The organism is Bacillus sp. UMB0728, assembly GCF_002858875.1.
GTDB classification, from domain to species: domain Bacteria; phylum Bacillota; class Bacilli; order Bacillales; family Cytobacillaceae; genus Bacillus_AB; species Bacillus_AB infantis.
In genome coordinates this window covers 322,674-347,861 of the sequence record NZ_PKLA01000002.1, presented here as the reverse complement: position 1 = coordinate 347,861, position 25,188 = coordinate 322,674, and the positions used below count along the sequence as shown (strand labels likewise).

Annotated in this window: 28 protein-coding genes; 8 read left to right on the top strand and 20 right to left on the bottom strand. The window is 49.8% G+C overall.

Annotated elements, in window-relative coordinates; genetic code table 11:
- Positions 1–86: 86 nt before the first annotated feature.
- Positions 87–761 (bottom strand): uracil-DNA glycosylase, encoded by a 675-nt coding sequence (locus CYJ37_RS07525; protein WP_374703149.1) that lies wholly within the window; start codon positions 759–761, stop codon positions 87–89.
- Positions 745–1,521, bottom strand: a complete 777-nt coding sequence (locus CYJ37_RS07520) for a DUF4230 domain-containing protein (protein WP_224948802.1) — start codon at positions 1,519–1,521, stop codon at positions 745–747. Before CYJ37_RS07520 ends, CYJ37_RS07525 begins: the two co-directional genes overlap by 17 nt.
- Before the next feature lie 178 nt (positions 1,522–1,699).
- Between CYJ37_RS07520 and CYJ37_RS07515 the strand changes: the two genes are divergently transcribed.
- Positions 1,700–2,023, top strand: coding sequence for a general stress protein (locus tag CYJ37_RS07515; protein WP_009794344.1), 324 nt, complete (start codon positions 1,700–1,702; stop codon positions 2,021–2,023).
- A 99-nt stretch (positions 2,024–2,122) separates the two neighbouring features.
- Here the strand turns inward: CYJ37_RS07515 and CYJ37_RS07510 are convergent, their stop codons facing one another.
- From CYJ37_RS07510 to CYJ37_RS07470, 9 genes are all read right to left on the bottom strand, one after another.
- Complete coding sequence (locus CYJ37_RS07510; protein WP_101548856.1) at positions 2,123–3,142, bottom strand: ThiF family adenylyltransferase; 1,020 nt, start codon at positions 3,140–3,142, stop codon at positions 2,123–2,125.
- Positions 3,143–3,155: 13 nt separating this feature from the next.
- Entirely contained in the window at positions 3,156–3,386 is a 231-nt protein-coding gene (moaD, locus tag CYJ37_RS07505; protein ID WP_101548855.1) for a molybdopterin converting factor subunit 1, read from the bottom strand.
- The gene (locus tag CYJ37_RS07500) at positions 3,379–3,843 is read right to left on the bottom strand and encodes a molybdenum cofactor biosynthesis protein MoaE (protein WP_101548853.1); all 465 of its coding nucleotides are present in this window, start codon (positions 3,841–3,843) and stop codon (positions 3,379–3,381) included. Before CYJ37_RS07500 ends, moaD begins: the two co-directional genes overlap by 8 nt.
- 71 nt (positions 3,844–3,914) lie before the next feature.
- The gene (gene mobA, locus CYJ37_RS07495; protein ID WP_094769428.1) at positions 3,915–4,511 is read right to left on the bottom strand and encodes a molybdenum cofactor guanylyltransferase; all 597 of its coding nucleotides are present in this window, start codon (positions 4,509–4,511) and stop codon (positions 3,915–3,917) included.
- 360 nt (positions 4,512–4,871) lie between these two features.
- Positions 4,872–5,606, bottom strand: coding sequence for an ABC transporter permease (locus CYJ37_RS07490; protein WP_009794349.1), 735 nt, complete (start codon positions 5,604–5,606; stop codon positions 4,872–4,874).
- 1 nt (position 5,607) lies between these two features.
- On the bottom strand, positions 5,608–6,315 hold the full coding sequence (locus tag CYJ37_RS07485; RefSeq protein ID WP_101548851.1) for an ABC transporter permease: 708 nt from the start codon (positions 6,313–6,315) through the stop codon (positions 5,608–5,610).
- Positions 6,315–7,226: an ABC transporter ATP-binding protein gene (locus CYJ37_RS07480; RefSeq protein ID WP_101548850.1), complete on the bottom strand. Its 912-nt coding sequence runs from the start codon at positions 7,224–7,226 to the stop codon at positions 6,315–6,317. The genes CYJ37_RS07485 and CYJ37_RS07480 overlap by 1 nt, the downstream gene beginning before the upstream one ends.
- A gap of 591 nt (positions 7,227–7,817) precedes the next feature.
- Complete coding sequence (locus tag CYJ37_RS07475) at positions 7,818–9,197, bottom strand: sensor histidine kinase (protein ID WP_101548848.1); 1,380 nt, start codon at positions 9,195–9,197, stop codon at positions 7,818–7,820.
- A complete protein-coding gene (locus CYJ37_RS07470) occupies positions 9,194–9,871 on the bottom strand; it encodes a response regulator transcription factor (RefSeq protein WP_009794353.1) in 678 nt (225 codons plus the stop codon). Before CYJ37_RS07470 ends, CYJ37_RS07475 begins: the two co-directional genes overlap by 4 nt.
- A gap of 140 nt (positions 9,872–10,011) precedes the next feature.
- Between CYJ37_RS07470 and pdxK the strand changes: the two genes are divergently transcribed.
- The 3 genes from pdxK to bshB2 all read left to right on the top strand — a co-directional run bounded on the left by pdxK (position 10,012) and on the right by bshB2 (position 12,014).
- Complete coding sequence (pdxK, locus tag CYJ37_RS07465; protein WP_101548846.1) at positions 10,012–10,848, top strand: pyridoxine/pyridoxal/pyridoxamine kinase; 837 nt, start codon at positions 10,012–10,014, stop codon at positions 10,846–10,848.
- 128 nt (positions 10,849–10,976) lie between these two features.
- Complete coding sequence (locus tag CYJ37_RS07460; RefSeq protein WP_022544523.1) at positions 10,977–11,324, top strand: YojF family protein; 348 nt, start codon at positions 10,977–10,979, stop codon at positions 11,322–11,324.
- A 21-nt stretch (positions 11,325–11,345) separates the two neighbouring features.
- Positions 11,346–12,014, top strand: a complete 669-nt coding sequence (bshB2, locus tag CYJ37_RS07455) for a bacillithiol biosynthesis deacetylase BshB2 (RefSeq protein WP_009794356.1) — start codon at positions 11,346–11,348, stop codon at positions 12,012–12,014.
- A gap of 26 nt (positions 12,015–12,040) precedes the next feature.
- Here bshB2 and CYJ37_RS07450 read toward each other — a convergent pair whose 3' ends face one another.
- From CYJ37_RS07450 to CYJ37_RS07435, 4 genes are all read right to left on the bottom strand, one after another.
- Complete coding sequence (locus tag CYJ37_RS07450; protein WP_022544524.1) at positions 12,041–12,484, bottom strand: SRPBCC family protein; 444 nt, start codon at positions 12,482–12,484, stop codon at positions 12,041–12,043.
- A gap of 144 nt (positions 12,485–12,628) precedes the next feature.
- Positions 12,629–13,714 carry a PQQ-dependent sugar dehydrogenase gene (locus CYJ37_RS07445; protein WP_253618793.1) on the bottom strand — a complete coding sequence of 362 codons (1,086 nt, stop codon included), beginning with the start codon at positions 13,712–13,714 and terminating at the stop codon, positions 12,629–12,631.
- Positions 13,715–13,783: 69 nt separating this feature from the next.
- Positions 13,784–14,650, bottom strand: a complete 867-nt coding sequence (locus CYJ37_RS07440; RefSeq protein ID WP_022544525.1) for a Cof-type HAD-IIB family hydrolase — start codon at positions 14,648–14,650, stop codon at positions 13,784–13,786.
- 60 nt (positions 14,651–14,710) lie between these two features.
- Positions 14,711–15,373, bottom strand: a complete 663-nt coding sequence (locus CYJ37_RS07435; RefSeq protein ID WP_101548844.1) for a DNA alkylation repair protein — start codon at positions 15,371–15,373, stop codon at positions 14,711–14,713.
- Positions 15,374–15,584: 211 nt separating this feature from the next.
- On the opposite strand from CYJ37_RS07435, the gene CYJ37_RS07430 reads away from it, so the two are divergent.
- A complete protein-coding gene (locus CYJ37_RS07430; RefSeq protein WP_101548842.1) occupies positions 15,585–17,102 on the top strand; it encodes a BCCT family transporter in 1,518 nt (505 codons plus the stop codon).
- A gap of 56 nt (positions 17,103–17,158) precedes the next feature.
- Here the strand turns inward: CYJ37_RS07430 and CYJ37_RS07425 are convergent, their stop codons facing one another.
- From CYJ37_RS07425 to CYJ37_RS07405, 5 genes are all read right to left on the bottom strand, one after another.
- Positions 17,159–17,884: a hypothetical protein gene (locus tag CYJ37_RS07425; protein ID WP_094769417.1), complete on the bottom strand. Its 726-nt coding sequence runs from the start codon at positions 17,882–17,884 to the stop codon at positions 17,159–17,161.
- A 135-nt stretch (positions 17,885–18,019) separates the two neighbouring features.
- The gene (gene clpP / locus CYJ37_RS07420; RefSeq protein WP_009794366.1) at positions 18,020–18,601 is read right to left on the bottom strand and encodes an ATP-dependent Clp endopeptidase proteolytic subunit ClpP; all 582 of its coding nucleotides are present in this window, start codon (positions 18,599–18,601) and stop codon (positions 18,020–18,022) included.
- 23 nt (positions 18,602–18,624) lie between these two features.
- Entirely contained in the window at positions 18,625–19,308 is a 684-nt protein-coding gene (locus CYJ37_RS07415) for a sigma-70 family RNA polymerase sigma factor (protein WP_101548840.1), read from the bottom strand.
- Positions 19,309–19,455: 147 nt separating this feature from the next.
- Positions 19,456–19,947: a GNAT family N-acetyltransferase gene (locus CYJ37_RS07410; RefSeq protein ID WP_101548837.1), complete on the bottom strand. Its 492-nt coding sequence runs from the start codon at positions 19,945–19,947 to the stop codon at positions 19,456–19,458.
- Positions 19,948–20,056: 109 nt separating this feature from the next.
- A complete protein-coding gene (locus CYJ37_RS07405; protein ID WP_094769415.1) occupies positions 20,057–20,956 on the bottom strand; it encodes an SDR family oxidoreductase in 900 nt (299 codons plus the stop codon).
- Positions 20,957–21,104: 148 nt separating this feature from the next.
- Here CYJ37_RS07405 and CYJ37_RS07400 point away from each other — a divergent pair, with 148 nt between their 5' ends.
- The 3 genes from CYJ37_RS07400 to CYJ37_RS07390 all read left to right on the top strand — a co-directional run bounded on the left by CYJ37_RS07400 (position 21,105) and on the right by CYJ37_RS07390 (position 25,115).
- A complete protein-coding gene (locus CYJ37_RS07400; RefSeq protein WP_101548835.1) occupies positions 21,105–22,424 on the top strand; it encodes a short-chain fatty acid transporter in 1,320 nt (439 codons plus the stop codon).
- A gap of 170 nt (positions 22,425–22,594) precedes the next feature.
- Positions 22,595–23,362, top strand: a complete 768-nt coding sequence (locus CYJ37_RS07395; protein WP_101548833.1) for a MerR family transcriptional regulator — start codon at positions 22,595–22,597, stop codon at positions 23,360–23,362.
- Entirely contained in the window at positions 23,349–25,115 is a 1,767-nt protein-coding gene (locus CYJ37_RS07390; protein ID WP_101548831.1) for an ABC transporter ATP-binding protein, read from the top strand. Before CYJ37_RS07395 ends, CYJ37_RS07390 begins: the two co-directional genes overlap by 14 nt.
- Positions 25,116–25,188 lie beyond the last annotated feature (73 nt).

Sequence of the window (25,188 nt, the reverse complement as noted above, 5' to 3'; positions counted from 1 at the left end):
TTTTATACTTGTCTATTAAAAAATGCCGTCAGCTTTCGACGGCATTCTTCATATGCAATTTCCGTTCCACGTGAAACATGCCGGAATTAGAGATCTGGTATCTGCCAGTCTATCTCCTCTTCCCCATTATCCTTCAAAATCTGATTGGTTTTTGAAAAGTGATGGCTGCCAAAGAATCCTCTTCTTGCTGATAGTGGGCTGGGGTGGACTGATTTTAGGATAATATGGTGCGGATTATCAATCAGCCTGGCCTTTTCCTGGGCGGGCTTTCCCCAAAGCAGGAATACGACCGGCTTTTCCCTTTCATTCAGCAGGGCAATAACGCTATTGGTAAAAGTCTCCCACCCCTTATTTTTATGGGAATGGGCTTCCCCCTCCCGCACGGTCAAAACGGTATTCAGCAGCAGGACACCCTGCTCCGCCCAGCTGACCAGATACCCGTTATCAGGGATTTTGCAGCCAAGGTCTTCATGAAGCTCCTTGAAAATATTCCTTAAGGAGGGGGGAATCCTGGTCTGCGGCTTGACCGAGAAGCTCAAACCATGGGCCTGTCCCGGTCCATGGTACGGATCCTGCCCCAGGATGACCACTTTTACATCCTCATAATCGGTATACTTCAGGCTGTTGAAGATATCTTCCCTGGCCGGATAGACCGTCTCGCTCGCATATTCTTCTTCCAGGAATCTTTCCAGTTCATGAAAATACGCTTTTTCGAACTCCTCTTCCAGAAGCTCGCCCCAGCGGTTATTTAATAGCTGCATCAGAATCCCCCTTATAGCTGACAGAGGCCTCATAGCCCAGCCTGCCAAAAAATTCGCTGATCGTTTTTTCTGCGTTCTTCTCAGCAAGTTCAAGAATCCCCTGGTCAATCGCTTCCGCTTCTACCAGTTCCTTTGCCTCTGCTGCAAGGCTGTATGCCTCATCCCAGTTCACATCACCCCGAAAAATCCCGGAAGCCGAAAAGGTCTGGACATGCTCAAGATCGAGCGACGGCTCCTGGAGGATGCTTGCCTTCGGAAGGGAAACTTCAATCCTCTTATCCTCTTCCGACACCTTGATATCCTTTTCTCCAACCTGCTCAAGATCGACCCCTGCCGTTACCGTTCCCGGGACAATAAGCAGAAGCTTGCGCTTTGTCCCCGGCAGATCCGTTTCTATCTGCCTTCCAAACAGTTCATTGTCTTCTTTTTCAATCACGGCCTTCACGAGCGCCTGTGATGATGCCAGCGTTGACAGGCCGCGCACCTGTTCTATAAAACTCCCTTTCTCTTCTTGAGCTGATGACCCTGTATAAAAATAAAAGATTCCTGCTGTAAGCAAAATTCCGATCATAATAAGCGACAATAAAAGCAGCCCGATTTTCCAGCTCCACTTCCTGAACCCGTAGCGCAAAAACCGTGAAAACGTGAACGCACCCCCGCTGCCTTCAAGAGCGGCGGCACTTGCAGCCTGCTTGCGGGAAGTTTTCAGTTCCTTCATAAGCGCCTCCATCTGTTCTAATACTTCCTGTTCTTTTTTCAATATCTCCGCTCCTTTTCTATACCCGTTCGTTTCCATTATAAAATGAGAACTGCCTTTTTTGTAAAATTTTGCTGAAACATTGTACACAAAGATTGAAGTTTAAGTATGGAAAAAAAGGATAAATAAAAGAATAAGCGGACAGGCACATTGTCCAAAAAAATTAGAGGAGGAATTATTCATGTATAAAATTGAGGTTTGTGAAAACGGCGTACAAGCAACGGATACTATTAAGACTTTAACAGCAGAAGGCTATGAAAAGGACAATATCTTTATTTTTGCGCATGACGAAAACCGTTCCGAAGATTTAACTGATGCTACCAACACTGGGAGCGTCGGCTTGAAGGAACAGGGCTTATTTGATTCTGTCGGCAATATGTTCAATAAGCGCGGCGACGAGCTCCGCAACAAGTTCGAAGCTCTCGGCCTTTCAAAGGTGGAAGCTGAGCAATACGAAAAGGTGCTTGATGAAGGCAAGCTTGTCATTGTAGGTTCAAACGAATAAGTAAGAAGGTTCTCCAGCCGTTCCGGGTCACCCCCCGGGACGGCTTTCTTACTGAAAAAAACAGAACCCCTCTGCAGCCAGGCAGAGGGGTTCCTGTATTTAACCCAGCAGACGCTGGTAGATGGCTTTTGCATGGGACTCATCCTTCGTGCCATGGATGAGGGCCCGGCCGTCACTGAAAAAGACGGCCCTTTCGGCACCCAGCTCGGCAGACAGAAGATAGGGATTGCCCTTTACTTCATAGCCGAGCCGGCCAAGCTGGCCTGCCAGCCCTTCAAGGTCAAGGTCCCGCTTACCAGGCGGGCGGATCTGGACCGTATCCCGGCCGCAGAGTACGGCTGTCCTGGTCTGGTTATCCTGCTCCAGGTAAGGATAGGTCCTTTCAGCGCCGCATGAAGGGCAGCCCGGATCCTTGGCTTTAGCGGTCCCCATATTTGTATACTGGCTGTGCCAAAGATCGAAGCTGACAAACGAAGTCCTGACAGCGTCCCAGTCTTCTGCCAGGATTTTCAGCGCTTCTGCCCCTTGATGGGCTACGGTCATCTGGACGGCCGGTCCGATGATGCCGCCTGTATCACAGGTAAGCCCCTGCAGCGGAACAGCTTTCAGAAGGCAATTCAGGCATGGGGTCTTGCCCGGGATCACGGTAAAGCTCATTCCAAAGCTGCCGACACAGGCTCCGTAAATCCATGGTATTCCAAGTTTCTGGGACAGATCATTGATGACCATCCTTGTTTCAAAATTGTCAGTGGCATCAATCATCAGATCAGTTCCAGGCGCAAGCTCAGCCAGAAGTGAAGGATCTGCATCCCCAACAATGCAGCTTAAGCTGACGGAAGAATTTATTTCCTTCAGCCGCCTTTCTGCCGCCTTTGCTTTCGGCAGTTTTTCCCTGGCATCCTTCTCTGCATAAAGCTGCTGCCTCTGAAGATTGCTTTCTTCCACATAATCTCTGTCAATGATCGTCATACTCCCGACCCCCGCACGGATCAGGAGCTCTGCACAGCCGGAGCCCAGCGCCCCGGCCCCGATGATCAGGACATGCTTCCGGGCGATCTTCTCCTGTCCCGCCGTGCCGATTCCGGGAAAAAGCGTCTGGCGCGAATATCTTTCGTCCAACCTATTCCCCTCCTCAGCCGCCGCTGACCGGCGGGATGAAAGCGATGACGTCTCCCTCTTTGATCAGCTCGTGATCCAGGGCGAACTCTTCGTTCACTGCTGTCATTACGGTTTCCAGATTAAGGTGATAGGCTTCAGTTAAAATGGCTTTCAGTTCATTAATCGTCTTGCCCGCGGCGTCAAGCTCGATTTCTTCCTTGCCTGCACTTTCACGCAAGTGGGCAAACAGTTTGATGTTATTCATCCAGATCCTCCTTTTGCGGACGGCCAGCCGGATAAGAAACGGATTCAAGCTGGTTGCCGATCCATTCTTCCCCGTCCTCCCAATGTTCCTTTTTCCAGATAGGGACTATCTCCTTGATTCTTTCGATGGCATAGCGGTTCGCTTCATAGGCATCCGCCCTGTGCGGGGTAGATACAGCAATGACGACGGCTATATCGGTAATATCCAGCCTGCCTGTCCGGTGGGTGATGGCTGCCTTCGCGCCTTCCCATTTTTCTTCTATTTCATGGCCGATCTGCTCAAGCTTCTTCACTGCCATTGATTCATATGCTTCATAGACGAGATACAGGGTTTTCTTGCCGCCCGTCAGCTCCCTGACCGTCCCAATAAACACGGTGACCGCCCCAGCATTCCGCTGGATGACTTTATCAGTGACAGCCTGAACATCAATCGGTTCTTTTGATAGTTCAAAATCCATTTTCTCACCTCTTAGGATTCTCGAAGTTTTTATCTATATAGAATAGCAGGATTGGCTTCCCATTCCCAATTTTAAGATTCCCTGCCGAGCATACGCTTAGCCTGCTCGTATTCAGAAGGATGGTTCATATTGAAAAAACAGGCCTCCTCACCACCCCAGCCTTTTTCCAAAAGCTCTTTCTCTGATAAAATCCGGCTGTCCTCTGTGAGCAGATTCCTCATTTTGCGGTCGCCTGCTTCAAGCATTTCCTCTGCCCTCCGGTATAACCCCTTGTGATAGGCACCGAACAAGGGATGAAGCTGCCCGGAGATTTTCGGAACAGCGGCCTGGCATTCGCCCAGCTCGTTTAAAAGGATGCTGCCGAGCCCGGCTGAAAGAAAGGGCATATCACAGGCTGCGGCAAGATTATAGTCTGTTTGCGAATTTTTCAGTCCTGCATGGAGCCCGGCAAGCGGCCCTCCGTCCTGATAGATGTCACCAGCCATCGGGCAGCCGAGAAAATCGTAGTCTTCCGGGGAGTTGGTGACAATGATGATATCCTGGACTGCCTTTTTCAACTCGTCACGCACCCGTTCAATGACCGTTGTCCCCTCTAAGGTCATAAGCGCCTTATTCTGGCCCATCCGGCTTGAACGCCCGCCCGCAAGGATGATTCCTGTTGCTTTCATGCAGCAGCCTCCTTTTTGGTATATGTATCTATTGTAGCTTTCTTGATGGTGGATTAATAGGTAGTGGGAAAAACATCCATGGAGGGGTGTAAAAAGAGATTAGTGGTGACAGAGGAAAAAAAACTGCGGAATTATAAGGGTGCTTAAAAAGTTTTAGAACCTGCTGTTTGGAGTGCAAGGCACGTAGACTCCTGCGGGAGATAGCGGCAATGCTGAGACCCCGCACCGCGGAGCGGGAGGAGGCTCAGCGTCGCCCCTCGGAAAGCGAAGTGCCTGGAACGGAAAACAGCAGCAAATTGTTAAGACTAAATAGTTTTAATCTACAAATATCCGCCCCCATTTTTCCACACAAACTGGATACTAAATCTCCTTGCGCTGAAAGTACGTCATTCCTGATAGGAAAAACAGTACGAAGCCGCCGAGGATGACAATCAGGAGGGTTTCCATGGAGGCATTCAGTGCCCCGAATTCTTCTCCCATCCGCGGAATCATGGTCAGAAATGGCTGTGCCCAGGGATAGAACGGGCCGTAGGTTTCTGAGTTGGCTACCAGAATGTTTGGGAGTGTAAAGACCACATTGATGGCCAGTGGAGCGGCAAAGCTGGACCATGCGGCTGAAACAAACATTTGCAGGGCCGCGACCGGAAGGCAGGCAACCCATCCGCCGGCTATGCTTTCCAGGATGATTTTCCACGGAATCGGTGCATCGAATCCTTTCAGCTGTGCCACCAGCAGCAGGCCGCCTAAAAAGAGCAGCTGGGAGACAGCAATCAGCCCCATAACAAGACTGAATTTCACGATATATACATTTCTCCGGGAAACCGGCAGTGACAGCAGCTGCTTCCAGCCTCCGCCCAGATGCTCATAGCGGCAGACAAATGCAGAAAATACACCGGTCAAGAGCGGCAGGAACAGCAGCGCATGGACGAACGCCATGCTGCTGAGGGTGTAGAGCCATTGCAGCTCCCCCTCCATCCCGGGATGATCCGCTTCACCAAAGCCGGCCAACGCTGCCAGAAGAGGACTTATAAAGATAAGCAGCCAGACAGAAGATTTTCTAAGCTTCAGCCATTCAGAGCTTAATAGATTGATCATGCTATTTCACTTCCTTTCTGGAAAAATCAATCAGCCCGGTCAAGTAGATGCCGATGCCGAGCAGGACGCCGGCCAGTGCCGAATAAAAAGGACCGCCCCAGCTCTCAAGAAACAGCCATTTCAGCGGGACCCAGTCCGGGAACTTCACGGAAAACAGGGTCAGCACCGTCGCCAGAATGCCGGCCGTCAGCGGAATGGCCTGATTTTTCATGGTGATGGAAATCCATAACTGCAGTGCAATGAAAGGCATCCCAGCCAAATAAGGAAAGAACACTGATTCCGCCAGATGAAGGAAGGGAATGTCTGTGCCAAATCCGAGGATCAGTCCCAGAATGATCAGCCCAACGAATAGCAGTACACAGGAAATAAACAATAAGATGGCTGCCAATAGAAACTTGGAGGTAAACACCTTTCCTTTAGAAACAGGAAGGGCCAGGAGCTGCTTCCAGGCATTTGTCTGATGCTCAATATTGGCAATCATGCTGGTGACCAGCGCAAGCCCGAGCATGATCGCAGGGATGCTGAGGAAGCTGGCTTCACCGATCAAGCCTTTCCATAAATCTTTTGCATAAACTCCTGTCAAATACTCATAGCGGAGCCCGAAATTGACCGCTTCAAGAGCGACAACGCCAAAGGGGCCGAGAAAAACGAGAAACAGGATCATTTTTCTTTTGATTTTCAGAAAGTCGGCGGAAAGCATGTTCATCATCACAGGCTTCCCCCTTCTCCTGTCAGCTCCAGGAAAATGTCCTCAAGCGTTTTTCGCTTCTCCTGGACACGGTATACAGAAACATCATGGCGGACCAGTGTTTCCACAGCCGCGGCCACCTGGGCGTCTGTCCCGTCAAGCAGCAGATGTTCCCGCTCTTTTTCTGCCTGGATGCCGTTTGACAGCAGCGCTCTCCAGGCTTTCTCTGTTTCATTGACTGTAATCGCAATCTGGCTGTTTGCCTTCTGCCTGAGAACATGGATCGAATCCTGGAAAATCATCGACCCTTTGGAGATGATGCCCACCTGTGTTGCCATTTGATCGATCTCTGATAATAGATGGCTGGAGACGAGGATGGTCATTCCATGCTGTGCCGGCATGCTTTTGATCAGCTCGCGGATTTCAAGAATGCCGGATGGGTCCAGTCCGTTCGTCGGCTCGTCCAGGATCAGCAGCTCAGGGTTCGCGAGCAGGGCGGCGGCAATTCCAAGCCGCTGCTTCATTCCAAGGGAAAAGCCTTTTACCGGCCGTTTCGCTTCCTTTGACAAGCGGACAATGGCCAGTACTTCATCAATCCTTGATTTTGGCACCTCGAGAATCCTGCGGAGAGCCTCAAGATTTTCGATGGCGGTCAGATGTCCGTAATAGGATGGATATTCAACAAGAGAGCCAACCTTGCGAAGGATCTGCAGCTTCTCTTTTTTCAAATCCCTGCCAAAGATATGGATGGAACCGCCCGTCGGCCTGGCCAGCCCGAGCAGCATCCGGATCGTCGTTGTCTTGCCCGCACCGTTAGGGCCGAGGAATCCGTATATTTCTCCTTTCGCCAGCCGCAGATCCACATTTTCGACCGCACTCCGTTTTCCGAACTTTTTCGTTAAACCATTCGTTTCCAGGATTAATTCGCTCATTTTCTTCACCTCGGAACCATCTTATCCCGCGAAGGTTAAGCTGGGGGTGGGGGGAAGTTTAAATTTGGTTTAAAAAAGGATGTAAGTTAGCATGCCTGCCTGATATTCAACTGGTCTGGGGCAGATTTGAGGTGTTTTTGTTGAGAAAATCTAGCTGTCTTAGAACCCGTTGGTGCCCACAGCATGAATTCCGGCTGATTCTACCTAAATTCGGCAGTTTTCTACATAAATTTTCAATTATTCTACATAAAAATTAAAAGATTCTACATAAATTTTTAGTTATTCTACATATTATACATTTATTACCATTAATCAACATCGCGGTTAGATTAAATATGAAAAAATATTAGAGCTACTCAACGACAAACCAAATTTTATAAACCCTGTTGATTGGAGTGCAAGGCACGTAGACTCCTGCGGGATTGCAGCGGCAAAGCTGAGACCCCGCAGCGCGGAGCGTGAGGAGGCTCAGCGCCGCCCCGCGGAAAGCGAAGTGCCTGGAACGGAAATCAACAGCCCCCATTCGAAGATATAACTCATTACAGCGACAAAAAGGCCCGGATATATGCAATCCGAACCCTCGCTCAATATCTATCCATCCTTATACCCTTTTCCCAAATCCCCCTTCCCTCCAATCACCATCTCCGTCCCGCCGCTGCTGCTGTTAATCTGAAGATCAAGATCCATCTCCTTCAGCATAAGAGCTGCAATGGAGAGACCGATGCCGGCGCCTTTTCCAGCCGACTCTCCTGTCATTCCCGGCCCTTTATCTTTTACGGCCAGAATTTCCTTTTCTGCATCAAGCAGGACGCCGACATATCTGCCCTGGGCGGCGTGCCGGAGGATATTCTGAAACAGATTATCGAGGATGCGGTTCATCCATTGCCCGTCTATATCCCAGTAGATGCTCTTGTCCGGCAGCTCAATATCAAGCTCGAAGCCTTCATTTTCAAAAACAGGATACCAGGCGGCTGCCGAGGTTTTTACGAGCCGGACGATATCCGTTTTTTCCGGATTGTATGGATACTTGCCTGAGGTTAATAGTGTATAGGAAAGCAGGTTTTCGATCAGCTGGCCGAGATAGCTGACTTTATTGTCAATGAGTTCGAGAGATTCCCGGCCTTTTTCGGAAGTGATTTCTTTTTTCAAAGAATAGGCATGGCCCCTGATTGTTGTCAGCGGGGTTCTGAGGTCATGGGAGAGATTGGCGATCAGCTGGCGCCTCAGCTCTTCTTCTTCCCGCTCCCGCTGCCTGCCTGTTTCAAGCTGGTCGATCATCCGGTTAAAAGCCCCTTCCAGCTGGCCGATTTCATCTTTCTTTTCAATGGCGATCGGCAGGGGGATCCCGCCTTCAGCCGGCTTGTCCATTGCCTCCTGGAGGCGGAGCAGCCTTTGGCGTATTCTGTAGAAGAAAATCCAGGATACAAACAGGAACAATCCCAGCACACCAAAGGTAGCAATCAGATAATAATAGTCATAGCTTCTGCTTACTTTCTCCCATTCTGTGTCCATTTCTCCCCGGGGCACCTGGATGACCATGAACCCTTCGGATTTCCCGGACCCGATGAATGAAACGACGGTATAGGGATCAGCTTCAAGGCCCCTATTCGTTTTCATGAAGTCGATTGTGTACAGCGGGTCCCACTGGGCAGGGATCTTTATTTGCTCTGGAAGCTTCAGCTTTGTGCTCCCCTGTCCGTCGACCCAAAAGATGCTTGCCTTATTGTACTTCTGCTTAAGCGCCCGAAGCCTCTCATTAATTTCTTCATCCGTCCTGCCGCCCAGCTTCTTTCCTTCTTCCTTCCACATTGATTCCATGCCTTTGCTGTCTTCATAGACATTCGGGTCATGCTCCTGCATGGAAAATGGGATATGGAATAAAACTGAAACGAGCGGAAAGGTGATTGGCATGAGCACCAGCGCCAGCAGGATGATGAGCAGGTATCTGCCCTGCAGTGATTTTGGCTTCATTGCTTCACCCTGTAGCCGATGCCCCGGATGGTTTCCAGGATGGCAGGCGAGCCTGGGTTTTCTTCAATTTTTTCGCGCAGGTAGCGGATGTGGACCATCAAGGTTTTATCTCCGTCCATATAGGGCTCCCCCCAGACTGCCTCAAAAATCTGCTCTTTTGTGAGAATCTGGTTCGGATGGCGGAGCATGTACATGAAAATCTGATGCTGCTTGCCTGTCAGGATGATCTCTTCGCCGCTCCTTGTATCGGTGATGCGATTCTCCCCAAGGCTGACTTCGAGATGGCGAAGCAGGAGCCGGCTCTGTTCCGGCTTTCCATACCTCCGGAGCAGCACATCGACCCTTGCAGCCAGCTCTTCCGGATGAAATGGCTTTGTCAGGTAATCATCGGCAAACTGCAGGCCCTGCAGCTTATCATCGACAGCCGTCCGGGCCGAAAGCATCAGGATAGGAATCCCCGGGGCATCCTTCTTCAGGCGCTGGCCGACCGTAAAACCGTCCAGACCTGGCAGCATTACATCAAGGATGACCAGGTCCGCTCTGGCAGCTGCCTGGGCTGCTCCCTCCCCTGACTGCAGCCAGTCGACCGAGTAGCCTTTTTCAAGGAGATAATCTTTCGTCCATTTGCCGATTTCTTTATCATCTTCGATATATAGGATGTTCTTCATCTTCATCACCGCTCAATCTTCTATTTCTGTTTTTATCATAGGTAAATTTTGGCGAAAAGAAAAGGGGTCCCTGCAATTCGTTCCAATTGTACTGAGATATAATATTGTTATAATCATAATTAGAACAATAATGGGAGGCGCATGACATGACTATGAAGAAAGTACTTACGATTGCTGGATCGGATACGAGCGGAGGAGCGGGCATCCAGGCGGACCTGAAAACATTCCAGGAACTCGGTGTGTACGGGATGACTGCACTGACAACGATTGTAACGATGGATCCGAAAGACCAATGGCATCATCATGTACATCCGCTGCCAATCGAAACGCTGAAGGCGCAGCTTGAAACCATCCTGTCTGTCGGCATCGATGCCATGAAGACCGGCATGCTCGGAACGGTGGAAATCATTGAGCTGGCGGCAAAGGTGATGGATGAAAATAAATTGAACAACACGGTCATTGACCCTGTAATGGTCTGCAAGGGCGAAGATGAAGTATTGAACCCGGAGACCACTGACGCGATGAGGGAGCTTCTTCTTCCGCGGGCAACAGTGGTAACGCCGAACCTGTTTGAAGCATGGCAGCTGGCACAGACCGGGCCGATCCGCACCATCGATGATATGAAGGAAGCGGCTGCGAAAATTCATGACATGGGTGCGAAGTATGTATTGATCAAAGGCGGCAGCAAGCTGAAGCATGAAAAAGCGGCTGACCTCCTATATGACGGAAAAGATTTCCTTTTGTTTGAAAACGAGCTGATTGATACTGTTTATACGCATGGGGCAGGCTGCACCTATTCTTCTGCAGTAACTGCAGGGCTTGCGAAGGGCCATAGCGTGACAGAAGCTGTCGAGACCGCGAAATCCTTCATTACGGAAGCAATCCGCCATGGGTTCCGCCTGAACGAGTATGTGGGTCCTACGATGCATGGTGCATATCGCAGCAATGGCTCAATCGAAAAAGCCGAGGGCCGGAAAATCTGATAGCGGAGGAAACACTGCCGCTGCTTAAAAGGAATGTGGAAGCGCCGATTTCGCTTTTCCATTCCTTTTTTAGTAAAATAATCTCATTCAAGGAACAGCAGCATTGTGCTGAAAGGAGGCATATATTTATGAAGCCTGTCGTAAAAGAAGATGTGCAAAAAGAGATTAGCCGGCTTGCCGGAAAGAACGTTTTTGTTCACCTCGAAACCACAAATGGGGCATACGCATCCCATTTTGATGAGTCTTTTTTCTCTGCCGGAGCCTATATCCGAAACGCATCCCTCAAATATGAGCTCGGAAAGATTACCGGAGACGGCCCGTTCAGAGTCGGTTTGAAAATGGAATTCGGCTGGGTGTATGCGGAGGGCATCACCCACTTTGAAGTGGATGAAATCGGCCGCCTGCTGATGGCTGGCCATGATAACAGCGGAAAGCTTGCTGTAGCGCTGCAGATCAGCGAGACTCCGTTTGAATAAAAGTGAAAGGAGAAATAGCTAATGGATAAGGAAAGACATGTACTCGTCATTTTCCCGCACCCGGATGATGAAGCGTTTGGCGTGTCAGGCACGATTGCTTCCCATGTTAACAGCGGGACCCCTGTTACATATGCATGCCTGACGCTTGGCCAGATGGGGCGCAATCTGGGTAACCCTCCTTTTGCAACGAGGGAGAGTCTGCCGCTGATTCGCCGCAAAGAATTGAAGGAGGCTGCCCGCGTCCTGGGGATCCAGGATTTGCGGATGCTCGGCTATCGCGACAAAACCATTGAATTTGAGGATGAAAAATTGCTCACCGACCACCTTTTTTCCATTGTGGAAGAAGTGAATCCGTCACTGGTCATTTCCTTTTATCCGGGATATTCGGTTCACCCGGATCATGATGCAACAGGGGCAGCTGTTGTAAGGGCACTTGAGCGCCTGCCTGAGCAGGACCGGCCGAAGCTGCATTGTGTCGCATTTTCCAATAACTGCGTCGATGAACTTGGCGAAGCGGATATTCTCAATGATGTCAGCGCCGTTGTCGACCAGAAGCTTGCTGCCATTAAAGCGCATCTTTCCCAGACACAGCTGATGGCTGCCCAAACGGAGGAAAAGCTGAAAAATAAGGACCCGCAGGCTACAGCCTGGATTCAGAATGAACGGTTCTGGACTTATAAGTTCCAATAAAAAAAGAGCCCCCGGGCTCTTTTTTTTTACTCTTCATCCCCCTGCAGCATCTGCTTCAGATAGGACAGCTGCCTGCCATCTTCTTTTTTTATAATCTTTACGAGCATTGGCTTTGTCAGGGACATGATGAAGCCGGATGTGTGGATATTGGCTTCGAGCTCCACCTGCGTGCCTTCATCAATTTCCGTGAATGTATAATCATACGTGACAACCAGCCCATTGGAATTGCTTTTTGCTGTATAGGACCTGTCCTGTTCAAATTGTGTATATTCAATTTCAGCCTTGACCTTCTTGCCCCTGATCATCCTTGTTTCAATGAATTTCGTCGATGGCCCGATCGGACCGTCCGTTGCCTTTTCCATTTTAACGACATTCGGCATAATTTCAGGCGCGTTGTCCGGGTTGGTGGCGTACTGGAAAACTTCTGCTACTGGTCTTCTTATAATGACAGTTGATTTAAAATCAGCCATATTTTGCACCCCGTTTAAAAGATTTGCTGGTACAGAGAACATTATACCTTTTTGAGGGATATGAGTCAGGTATTAATTTAAGAGATATGGCTCGAACGCTCATTATGTCAAAAAGAAGCATGGCTCTCTGAGCCTGCCTCTTTTCTATTCTGAAAGCTGGATTTTATACAGCTTATCATCGTTTGGCCCCGGGTTGCCGCGGCCATCTGTATTATTGCTGGCGAAATACAGGACATTACCGGAGAGCAGCACATCCCTGATCCTTCCGGCACCGGTGATGAGTTCCTTTTGCTCTCCTGACTCCAGGTTGAATTCAAGTACTGCAGTACCCCTCAGCGCAGCCGCATATAGCTTGCCGTCCTTGATGGCAATGCCGGATGGAGCCCAGGTATTGTCTTCCCCTGAGGTGAAGAGCGGGGTTTCCATGCCTTCCTTCTCTTCGTTGCCCTGGATGACCGGCCAGCCGTAGTTTTTCCCGGCCACGATCCGGTTGATCTCATCATTGGCGGATGGTCCGTGCTCAGAGGCATAAAGGGTGCCGTCTTCAGCCCAGGCAAGGCCCTGCGGATTGCGGTGGCCATAGCTGTATACATAAGATCCGGCAAATGGATTATCGTCGGGAACCGTTCCATCCAGATTCATCCGGAGGATTTTTCCGCCGAGGGAATCCAGATCCTGGGCGATTTCCGGATCGGCTGCCGCGTCGCCTGCGGTAGCATAAAGCTTGCCGTCAGGGCCGATTTTCAGGCGGCCCCCATGATGGTATTGCCCGCTCGGGATCCCATCCAGCAGCAGCCTTGTTTCCTCCCAGGCATCCTCCGTCTGCTTCAGGACGACGATCCGGTTCTGCTGTACGGATCCTTCTTCATACGTATAATACGCAAAGGCTTCTCCAGAGCTTTCAAAATCCGGGGAAAGGACAAAGCCGAGCAGGCCGGCCTCCGAAGCCTGTGAGAGTTTCTTTTTCAGGCGGACCTCCTGCCTCTGCCGGCTGCCTTCTTCTGCTTTTACAATGCTCCCTGTCCTTTCAGTCATATAAAAAGTGCTTCCTGCCTGGTCGATCGACCACGGGGTCTTCAGATCGGCCGCGAACTCTTCCGCCTCCGGCACGGCTGAAGCCGCCTCCTCGCTTTCCTGCGGCCTCGGCTCTGTCTCATTCGATTTGTCTTCTGCCGAGCAGCCCGCCGTTGCCAGCAAACCGAGCAGCATGAATAGGGCTGATTTTTTCACAGTATCTCCGCCTTTCAGTTAAAGGTTTCAAAACGCCCAAAAAACAGGCCGGTTCGTGCCGTCATTTCCCTATGCCTTAAGGGCATCCAGGATTGCTTTTGCCACTCCGCTTTCTTCATTAGTCAGCGTCACAAAGTCGCACTGTGCCTTGATGATTTCGTCTGCATTGCCCATGGCGACAGACCTGCCCACCCGTTTGAACATAGAAAGATCGTTATAGTTATCGCCTATTGCCATTGCATCCTGGATGCCTGTCCCGCTTTTTTCAAGGAAGGCTTCAAGCGCAACGCCCTTTTGCGCTTGTTTGCTAGTCAGCTCCAGGTTTTCCTCACCGGAAGAGCTGATGACGAGCCCTTCGTCCTCAAGCGGCACAAGGGCTTCCTTTGCCGCTGCCAGCCTTTCAGCGTCGAATGAGAAGGCAAGGAGCTTATAAATTTGATGCTCTGTATCATCAAAAAGGATATCGTAGCTGTCCACCTTTTGGACAAGCCCTTTTGTGAACCTTTCCTCTGCCGCCTTCATGACTTCATCCACATCAGCTTCAGGGTTTCCGCTCATAAAGATGTCGACGATGATAGAGACGCCTTTATCGGCATCAATCGTGTAAGTGCCTTTGTTTGTGTACACTTCAAAATAAACGCCATTTTGCAGGAGCGCCATGCCGGCTGTCCTTGCCGTCGACTTGTCAAGCGGATTGCTGGCTATTACTTCTTTATCGATGGACCTCACTTCGGCCCCATTGACGCAGATCATCGGGGTGTGTATCCCGGCTTCTTCCAGGACGAAGTTCGCTTCAAAATAGGATCGTCCTGTGGCGATGACAACCTCCACCCCTTCTGCCTGCGCCTTCTGGATCGCTTTTCTGTTTTCTTCTGTAATCTGCTGGGTTGCGGTCAGCAGTGTCCCGTCCATATCAATCGCGATGCATTTCACCATGATTTCTTCACCTACTAATTGTTTTTTCAATCTATGTAGCATTCTATCAGTTTTTCCTTCTTATTTTAAATATTTGCTACCCTCACGGATGCTCAAGGGTGCGAGCGGAGAACTGCTGATAAAGCTTCTGACTGACTCAGGGTTTGTCTTGCTGTACTCCCTCAAGGCCCAGCCGATTGCCTTTTGGATAAAAAATTCCTTGCTGCCGGCATTCTGGCTGATGAATTCATACAGGATGCCTTCACTTGTATTTTGCTTGTACCGGAGCTGAAAGATGATGCTTGTCCTTCTCAGCCATAGATGGCTGCCATAGGCCCAATCCTTCACTGTATCCTCAATGGTTTCAGGATGATCGGAGGCAATTCGGCCGACAGGGTGGGCAGCCAATGTATCAACAGTATCCCACCAGGACTTTTCCGTAATCAATCTCTCCATAAATAGCATGTCGTCTTTTACAAGCTTCTTCAAGGAGCTGAGGATATAGTCACAGGCTGCATATTGATATTCCCTTTCTTCCTTCTTCCATAGCTCTGACACAAACTCATGCTGAAAAGGCTCCTTTAAGATCTGAGTTTCTGCAAAAAACTCCTTCGTAAGCTTCCTGCGCTCCGGCGTCCTTATTCCCAGGAACGGGAAGTTGCCTTTCATATATTTTCTCATCGGCTCTGCCTGCTCAGCATTCCTGTGCAGGGTGAATTTTTCTTCCAAAGGTTTGAGATACATCTCATCCAGCTCCTATATCAGATTTTTTGCTAAATAGGTTGCTAACTTGCTTATTAGGGTATATATCTACATGAGGCACTCTCAAGGCGGCGAAATACCGGCTTTCCCGCCATATATTCTTGGATATTGCCATTTTCAGCTATTGATGGCGTTTTCTCCAGTCTTTTATACATGTTAAGGTTAAATATAGAGAAAAAACAGGGGGTATTCTATGAATGAACAGCAAGATAAGTCATTAAACAGTGTTTTTTGGGTCTCTGCTTCAGTGATCCTTCTGCTTGTCCTCACAGGCGTCTTCCTGCCTGACATTTTTTCAGGGGCCGCACAGAAAGCCTTCGATTTCACTACATACGCCTTTGGCTGGTTCTACCTGCTATCGGTACTCCTCTTTGTATTTTTCTGCCTATTCCTGGCCATCAGCAAATATGGCCGCATCCGGCTTGGCGGGAATGATGAAAGACCCGAATATTCCTTTTTCACATGGATCGGCATGCTCTTCAGCGCCGGATTTGGCATCGGCCTTGTCTTCTGGGGAATCGCCGAGCCGATGAGCCATTATTTTTCGCCTCCCATCGCTGATATGGAAGGACTCACGCCTGAAGCAGCAAGAACTGCCATGGGCTACTCTTTCTTCCATTGGGGCGTCAGCCAATGGTCCGTCTTCACGATTGTCGGACTCGCAGTCGGCTATTTCCAGTTCCGCAAAAAGCAGGACGGACTTGTTTCCACTACGCTCAAGCCGATCATCAGTACAAAAAAGGAGCGGACAGGCCTCCGGAAATTCATTGATATCCTGGCTGTCATTGCCACTGTCCTGGGTGTAGCCACATCACTCGGGCTTGGGATCCTGCAGATTAACGGCGGATTGAATGCTGCCTTCGGGATCACTAACAGTGCTTGGGTGCAGATTATCATTATCGTTGTATTGACAGCCCTTTTCCTCTTGTCTTCTACTACAGGATTGGATAAAGGAATCAAGTATTTGAGCAATCTTAACCTTTCCCTTGCTCTGATCATCATGCTCTTTGTATTCATTGCCGGACCGACTGTTTTCATCCTGAATACGTTCACACAGGGCATCGGCGATTATATTACCAATTTCATTAACTGGAGCCTGCGCCTTACACCTTATAAAGGCGGTACATGGGTGCGTGACTGGACGATTTTCTATTGGGCATGGGCGATCGCCTGGTCCCCGTTTGTCGGCGCGTTCATTGCACGGGTATCAAGGGGGAGGACCATCAGGGAATTTGTCGTCGGCGTGCTGATCATACCGCCGCTCATCGCCCTTTTATGGACAGCCGTGTTTGGCGGGACCGCCCTGCATTTTGACCTGTTCCAGGGAACAAGCATAGCTGAAGCAGTCAATGCGGATGTTACCAGTGCTCTGTTTACAACATATGGTGAATTGCCGTTTACCTTTATTGTCTCATTATTATCGATTCTGCTGATTTTCACGTTTCTTATTACCTCAGCAGATTCGGCAACCTATATTCTCGGCAGCATGACCTCCAAGGGGTCACTGATGCCTCCCCTCGGTGTGCGCATCGTCTGGGGCATCCTGATCGGTGCGATTGCGGCCGTCCTCCTGCTCAGCAGCGGGCTTGAGGGACTGCAGACTGCCTCGCTTGTCGCAGCCCTGCCATTTACTGTCATCCTTGTCTTTATGTGCATTTCGCTCCTCAAATCATTGAGCAAGGAACCGCCTGCGCCAAGGACCAAAAAATAAACAGCGAAACTCCCGTATTTAAGCGGGAGTTTTTTTGGTATCAAAATTATTTTCCCCTAGTGCTTTGATATATAAGATTTCAGCTCCTGCATGTCAGTTGTACGATAAACAATCTTCTCCTGCTTAAAAACAAAATAGGAGGGAAGCTCGTTCAGTTCCAGTTCGGGATAAGCTTTTTGTAAATAATCCAATTCTCCAGATATGTATCCAGAGGCAAATCGATCGCCTGGTTTTTTATTGGCAAATTTAAGAGATGATGAATTGCTGACAGCAAATCCAATGACGGTCTGAACCTCTTTATCAGGGGCCAGAAGTTCCTGGTAAGAGACAATCTTTTCGGTTTTGACTCTGGTTAAATACGTTGCCTTGCCTTTATTCCACTCAGCCTTAATCACAAGAGTCACAGTTCCGGGACGGTTTGTAAAATGAAAGACAGATCCAACCTGTTTATAGATTTCTTCTTCAAGCCGCGGCTCCCAGGCGGAAATGGATATTAGATCAGGCTTCTCCGGAAAGGAAACTGAAAGATCTGAAAATGGTCCGACCGGCAATGCCTCCATGCTTTCCAGGGAGTCTGATAGATTAGCTTTATTCAATGCTTTGGATGTGTCCGTCCCGTTCCATGAATAATCAAACAACACTGCTTGAGCTTCCTTGCCTTCTGACACTATTTCAGGGAATGGAGGCTTTTCTTCCTTATACAGTTTCCATTTATCGAAAGATAGCAATATAGCCAATAGCACTATCGCTCCAATTCCCCACTTCAAAGATTTCTTAGTCATAATCCGCCTCCTCCACCCCCTAAATGTTACCATATTTTCTTCGACTCGGGACGTTTATCCAGATTTCCCAATATGATATAAGATTCAATTTTTCAAAAAAAAGCAGCCCTTCCTAAAAGGCTGCCATTCCCGCTATCAGCTATGAAAAATGATAGTATCGATAATCCCGTATTCTTTCGCTTCTTCGGCGCTCATGAAATAGTCGCGGTCTGTATCCCTGGCCACTTTTTCAACAGGCTGGCCCGTTTTTTCGGAAATGATTCCGTTGATATGCTCCCGGAGCTTCAGAATGCGTTTCGCGGATATTTCAATTTCAGTTGCCTGGCCCCTGGCCCCGCCGAGCGGCTGATGGATCATGATTTCGCTGTTTGGCAGGCTGCAGCGCTTGCCTTTCGTGCCGGCGAGCAGGAGCATCGCACCGAAGGAAGCGGCCATACCCGTGCAGATTGTCCTGACGTCAGGCTTGATGTACTGCATAGTGTCATAAATTGCAAAGCCTGCTGTTGTGGATCCGCCCGGGCTATTGATATAAAGCGATATATCCTTGTCTGGCGCATCTGCGGCAAGAAACAGGAGCTGGGCAATCACACTGTTTGCCACATGATCATTGATCTCTTCTCCAATCATGATGATCCTGTCCTTCAGAAGCCGTGAATAGATATCATAGGAGCGCTCGCCCCTGCTCGACTGTTCAATTACATATGGTATTGCCGTCATATCCAATCCTCCCTTTCTGCGGTCTACGCCGCGATAGAGAGTGTGCATTGCGGAGGAGACTGCCTGCGATGATGGCAAGGCTTTGGCTCAGCATGGACAGACAGGCTTTTCAGTGACGGCAGCATCGGGAGCGCCCTTAGAAGACAGCCTGGATCTTCTTCCTGGAGGGACTTTACCAGCAGCCTGGCAACAAAGGCAGCCTCTTCGCTCCCGGTGTCAGGACTGCCCGTGTCTGCATCTGACTGCAGCTGCCTGCGCGCCCGGCTTAAGGCCGACTTTACGGCAAATTCGGTTGTCTGCATCAGTCCGGCAATTTCCTTTGAGGTATATTGGAACCCTTCCTTAAGAGCATAAATGACTGCCTGCTTCAAGGTCAGGCATTCCAACAGCTTTTCGACAGCTTCACTGCTGACGTATTGCTTCTCTTCATTCCGGATGGGCTCCGGCGCCTCCTCCAGCTGCTCCTTTTTACGTTTGCGCGTCACATCCACCCAGCAGTTATAGGCAATTTTCTTCAAAAGTGCCTGGCTGACCCGTTCAGGCTCGTAGCTGCTGGCGGCACGGAGGAAAGCCTCCTGTGCAAGGTCATCCCCATCCCAGCTGTTCCGTGCGAGAAATCGGCTATAGCGCTGAAGGGCGGGATACATCTCATCCGCCTTCTCCGCCAATGCCGGCACCTGGTCTGCCTCTTCCTGCTTCATCACCATCGCTGCTCACTCCTTTTACACATCTCTGCCCCTTAAACGGATCAGGGAGGAAGAAAAGATACGGCCATTCAAATATATTTTATGCATTTTCATGAAAGAGTTCTCTAATAGTGTATTCTTCAGGAAGCCGCCCCAAACCTTCCCGGTTTATGTTCCGACTGTAAAAAACTGGACAAGGCACAATTCCCCGTCTTCAGTTTTTTCCATTTCCTCATAAGGAAACCCATTCGTGCTGAATACCTTCTTCCAGAAGCTTACCGCCCTCTTGTTTTCCGCTAGCTGCTCAACATAGTAAGTCCCTTTATGCTTCTGAAACAATACATCGAGAGCCTCTTCAGCAGCCCCCTTCCCCCTGTATGGATGAAAAAGAAACATATCATTGATGCAGAAATCGGCCTTTTTCAGGATAGGTTTTTCCAGGAACAGCAGGAAGCCGGCAATCTCTTCTCCATGTTTAATGAGATGAACTGAAATGCCCGGTGTATCCCAAATGGCATCGAACGAGTCAAACTCAAATGTACCCTGCCCATTCGGCATAAGGGAGGGGGAATATTGAGACAAGTCATGCAGATAGAAGCTGTAAAGGCTGCGGACTATTTCCTTTTTTGAAGCATCTGCTGCAGCTAAAGTAATACTCATAAATGATCCCCTCTCGTTTTTGTCAGATTATTAAAATAATATAAGGTTCCCGGCGTTTCAGCAAGATTTATCCATAAAAAAACCGGGCCAGCCAGCCCGGCAGCTTTCTTTATGAACTCACCATCGTCCCGCCGTTGATATGAAGCACCTGCCCGCTCATATAGCGGGAGTCGTCGGAGGCAAGGTAAACATACGCCGGAGCCAGCTCAAACGGCTGGCCGGCCCTTTTCATCGGTGTATCTGTGCCGAATTCTGATACCTTCTTCGCAGAGAAGCTGGCAGGGATGAGCGGTGTCCATATAGGACCGGGAGCTATGGCATTCACCCGGATTCCTTTTTTCTCAAGCGACAATGATAAGGACCTTGTAAAGGTTACGATCGCACCTTTTGTCGAGGAATAGTCAATCAGATCTTTATGGCCTTCGTAGGCCGTAACGGACGTTGTATTGATGATGGAGCCCCCTGCCTTCATATGGGGAAGAACGGCTTTTGTTAAGTAGAAAAACGCGAAAATATTGGTTTCAAAGGTGTCGAAGAGCTGTTCCCTTGTGATATCGAGAATGCTCTTCTGCACAAATTGGACGCCATGGTTATTGACGAGGATATCGATCCTTCCGAAATGATGAAGCGTTTTTTCGACAATTTCCCGGGAAAAGTCCTCCCTTCTCATATCGCCGGCGATAAAAAGACTTTCCCCGCCAAGCTCCCGTATCCTTTCCTGTGTTTCCCTGGCATCCTGGTGCTCATTCAGGTAGACAATGACGACTTTGGCGCCTTCCTTTACAAACGCGTAAGCCGCCGCACGGCCAATCCCGCTGTCCCCGCCGGTGATGATGGCCACCTTCCCTTTCAGTTTCCCTGACCCCCGGTAGTCCGGGTCCTCCGAAATCGGTCTTGGCACCATCTGATATTCCAGGCCGGGCTGTACATCCTGATGCTGCGGCGGGAAAGACAGCGGCTTTTCTTTGCATTCCTCTTTTTTTCCGTAATAAGGATAGACTGGATACATGATCACCACTCCTGTTCATAGGCATATGACTATCCAGTGTATTCTGTGGATCCCCACTTGGTGAAAGCAGAAGATTAGAGCAAAAGAAGGAAAAATTAGAATATTACAGAAACTATATAGGAATTGTTTTTTTAAAGGGGGAATTAATATGAAAGCTGTCGTTTCACTTTTTAACCGGATCATGCAGCGCTATCTGCCGGATCCATTCCTGTTTGTGGTGATCCTGACCTTCGCCGTTTTCGGCCTGGGGCTCATCTTTACAGACAGCAGCCCGTACCAGATGGTCCAATTCTGGGGAGGCGGGTTCTGGGGGCTTCTGACATTCTCGATGCAGATGGTGCTCGTACTGGTGACCGGCCATGTGCTGGCAAGCAGCCGGATCTTTAAGAAAGGGCTTGGCTCATTGGCAGGCCTGGCTAAATCTCCAGGGCAGGCCATCATCCTTGTCACTGTCATCTCGATGCTCGCGAGCTTGATCAACTGGGGCTTCGGCCTTGTGATCGGTGCACTTTTTGCCAAAGAGCTGGCGAAAAAGGTCAAAAATGTAGATTACCGGCTCCTGATCGCAAGCGCATACACCGGCTTTATTGTCTGGCATGGAGGCATTTCTGGTTCGATTCCGCTGACGATTGCAACAGCCGGGCATTTTTCAGAGGACCTCATTGGCATCATCCCGACAGACCAGACCATCTTTGCTTTTTTTAATATTGCTATTATCTTAGGCATTTTCATCATTATGCCGATTGTGAACAGAATGATGATGCCCTCCAGGGAAGACACTGTCGCGGTTGACCCTGCCCTGCTTGAGGAGGACCAGCCGGCTGCTGCCATTGAACAGGCGGCCCTGACACCGGCGGATCGCCTTGAGAACAGCAAGATCCTTTCCATGCTGATCGGCATTTTCGGGCTTGTGTTCTTATTCTATTATTTTGCTACCAACGGGTTTAAGCTCAATCTTGATATCGTAAACTTCCTGTTCCTGTTCCTGGGCATCCTGTTCCACGGGACTCCAAAGCAGTTCCTGAACGCGACAGTCAATGCCGTGAAAGGAGCCAGCGGCATCATCATCCAGTTCCCGTTCTATGCCGGGATCATGGGAATGATGACCACTTCCGGGCTTGCGGCTGTGATGTCAGAGGCATTTGTGTCCATTTCCAATGATTTCACCTTCCCATTCTTTGCCTTCCTTTCCGCCGGCCTGGTCAATTTCTTTGTCCCGTCAGGAGGCGGCCAGTGGGCCGTACAGGCGCCGGTCATGCTTGAGGCGGCACAAACGCTCGGTGTTTCGATACCAAAGACAGCCATGGCAGTCGCCTGGGGCGATGCGTGGACTAATCTGATCCAGCCATTCTGGGCACTTCCCGCCCTTGCCATTGCCGGGCTGAAGGCCAAGGATATCATGGGTTACTGCGTGCTCGCTTTATTTGTAAGCGGTATCATTATTTCACTGGGAATGCTTTTTCTATAAGACTTCCGAAAACCCGCTCCGGCGGGTTTTTTCATGCAGCCGGTTCCTGCTTATGGGCAGAGCTGCGGCTTGGCTATAATAGACTTAACCAATTTTTTTAAAAAACAGCTTGCATCTCACGCTGCGTGAGGTTTTATGATAAAGACAGATAGATTAAGGGAGATGAAGAGATGGCTGGCAAATACTCAATCGGTCAATTTTCAAAGAAAACCGGCACCACGATCAGGACACTCCATTATTATGATGAAATCGGCCTCCTGGAGCCAACCGAAATAACAGATTCAGGGCGCCGCTATTATTCCGACCCTGATTTCACCGTGCTCCAGCGGATTGTGACACTGAAATACCTCGGCTATTCCCTCGAGCAGATCAAAGGGATGCTCCAGAATGAAAAATGGAGCCTGAAGGATTCTCTTGCCTTTCAAAGAGCGGAGATGATCCGTAAGAAGGAAGAAGTCGAAGGGGTCATCCGGGCTTTGGACCGGGCGCTCTATGTAATGGAGGATCAAAACGAGGTGGATGCTGGCATCTTCATTTCGCTCATCAACACTATCCACCGGGAGGATGAACAGAAAGAATGGCTGAAGAGCTTCCTCCCGGAGGAAAGAGTAGATTCGATTTACGCCATTCCCGAGGAGAAACAGCGGGAATATGAAAGCAGATGGGTTTCCATTTCAATGGGCTTGAAGGAGCTTGCTGGTTCAGACCCTGCAAGCGGGGAAGTTCAGGCTTTAATTGAGGCCATGATGGAGATAGTCGATGAAATCTCGGGAAACGATCCTTCGCTTCTGAAAGAAATCAGTTCGGTGGATTTAAGCGATGAGGATGACGGCGGTCTTTTTCATATCCCCTTCTCCCTTGAGGAGGAAGAATGGCTTGTAGCTGCACTCGGTCTGTATCTGGAGCAGAAAGGAATGAATGTTGATGACGAAAAATGAGGATCCTGCAATCAAAAAAGGCAGCTGGAAAGCTTTCTGGGGTCTGCTGAAGGACTCCAAGCCCCCGCGCTGGATCCTGCTGTCGGCCATCATTCTCAGCATCCTGGAAACCGGTGCCGGGCTGATCGTCCCCCTTTTCACCAAGTCGATGGTCGACCAGCTTGCCGCATCTTCTTTGGAGATGAGCGTCGTGCTCCTCCTGGCGGGTGCCTTTATCATCCAGACCGTATCTTCCGGGTTTTCTTACTATTTCCTCAGCTATATCGGGGAAGCAGTTGTAGCGTCCATCAGGAGGAAGCTTTGGGGACAGATTCTTCATCTGCCGGTCCCTTTCTTTGACCAGCAGCAGTCAGGTGAAACGATGAGCCGGGTCACTCAGGACACAAATATTGTCAAAAACCTCATTACCCAGCATTTGATATCATTCCTGACCGGAATTATTTCCATCATCGGCTCCGTGATCATCCTTCTGCTGATCGATTGGAAAATGACTCTTGTAATGATCATTGCTGTACCGCTGGCCATTGCTATGATTATGCCGCTGGGGCAGAAGATGTATAAGATTTCAAGAGCAACCCAGGATGAAATGGCGAGTTTTTCCGGCAATCTTGGACGGGTTCTTGCAGATATCCGCCTCGTCAAAGCCTATCATGCTGAAAAAGCAGAGCAGGAGAGCGGCGACAAGGGAATACGCCACCTATTCCAGTTCGGGCTGAGGGAAGCGAAAATCCAGGCAGTCATTTCCCCCTTCATGACCTTCATCATGATGTTTGTGCTCGTCATCCTGATCGGCTATGGCGGTGTACGCGTTGCTTCTGGCGCCCTGTCAGCAGGCTCGCTCGTCGCCATCATCATTTATATGTTCCAGATTGTAGTTCCTTTCAGCCAGATGGCATCCTTCTTTACAGCCTTCCAGAAGGCTGTCGGGGCAACAGAAAGAATCCAGCATATATTTGACACCGAAAAGGAAGTGGATAAAGGCACGGAGGCTGTGGCCAATCCAAGCCAGGATATCACTTTTGAGAAGGTGAGCTTCGCCTACAAAGAGAAGGAGATCCTTGGCGGGGCCTCACTGACTGTCCCTGCCGGAAAGACCACGGCAATCGTCGGCCCGAGCGGAGGCGGAAAGACCACCCTGTTCGCCCTGCTGGAGCGCTTCTACCTACCGCAGACAGGCCGGATCCTGCTCGGCGGTCAGGACATCAGCTCCTTCCGCCTCCATGCATGGCGGTCATCAATCGGTTATGTTTCACAGGAAAGCCCGATCATGTCAGGCACCATCCGCGATAATATTGCCTATGGAATGGAGCGGGAGGTACTGGATGAGGAAATTGAAAGAGCTGCGGAGCTCGCCAATGCTTCGGAATTCATCGATGCCCTGCCTGATGGATTCGACACACAGGTCGGTGAGCGCGGCATCAAGCTTTCCGGCGGCCAAAGGCAGCGGATTGCCATTGCCAGGGCGCTGATCCGCAATCCCCGCATCCTGCTGCTTGATGAAGCTACATCCAATCTCGACAGCACATCAGAGCATCTCGTCCAGAAAGCACTGGAGCATCTGATGGAGGGCCGCACCACCCTTGTGATTGCCCACCGGCTCTCCACTGTCGTGGATGCCGATCAGATTGCCGTACTTGAAAACGGAAGCATTACCGGGACCGGCACACACCGGGAACTGTATGAAAAACATTCTTTATACAGGGAGCTCGCAGAGCAGCAGCTGTCAGACCGCTCTGCCGCCTCAGGAGGCTGACTTTTCAGGTCAGTCTCTTTCTTTATAAATATATTTCTTTGGGAAAAAGGTTTAAAAACAAGGGAATCCGTGG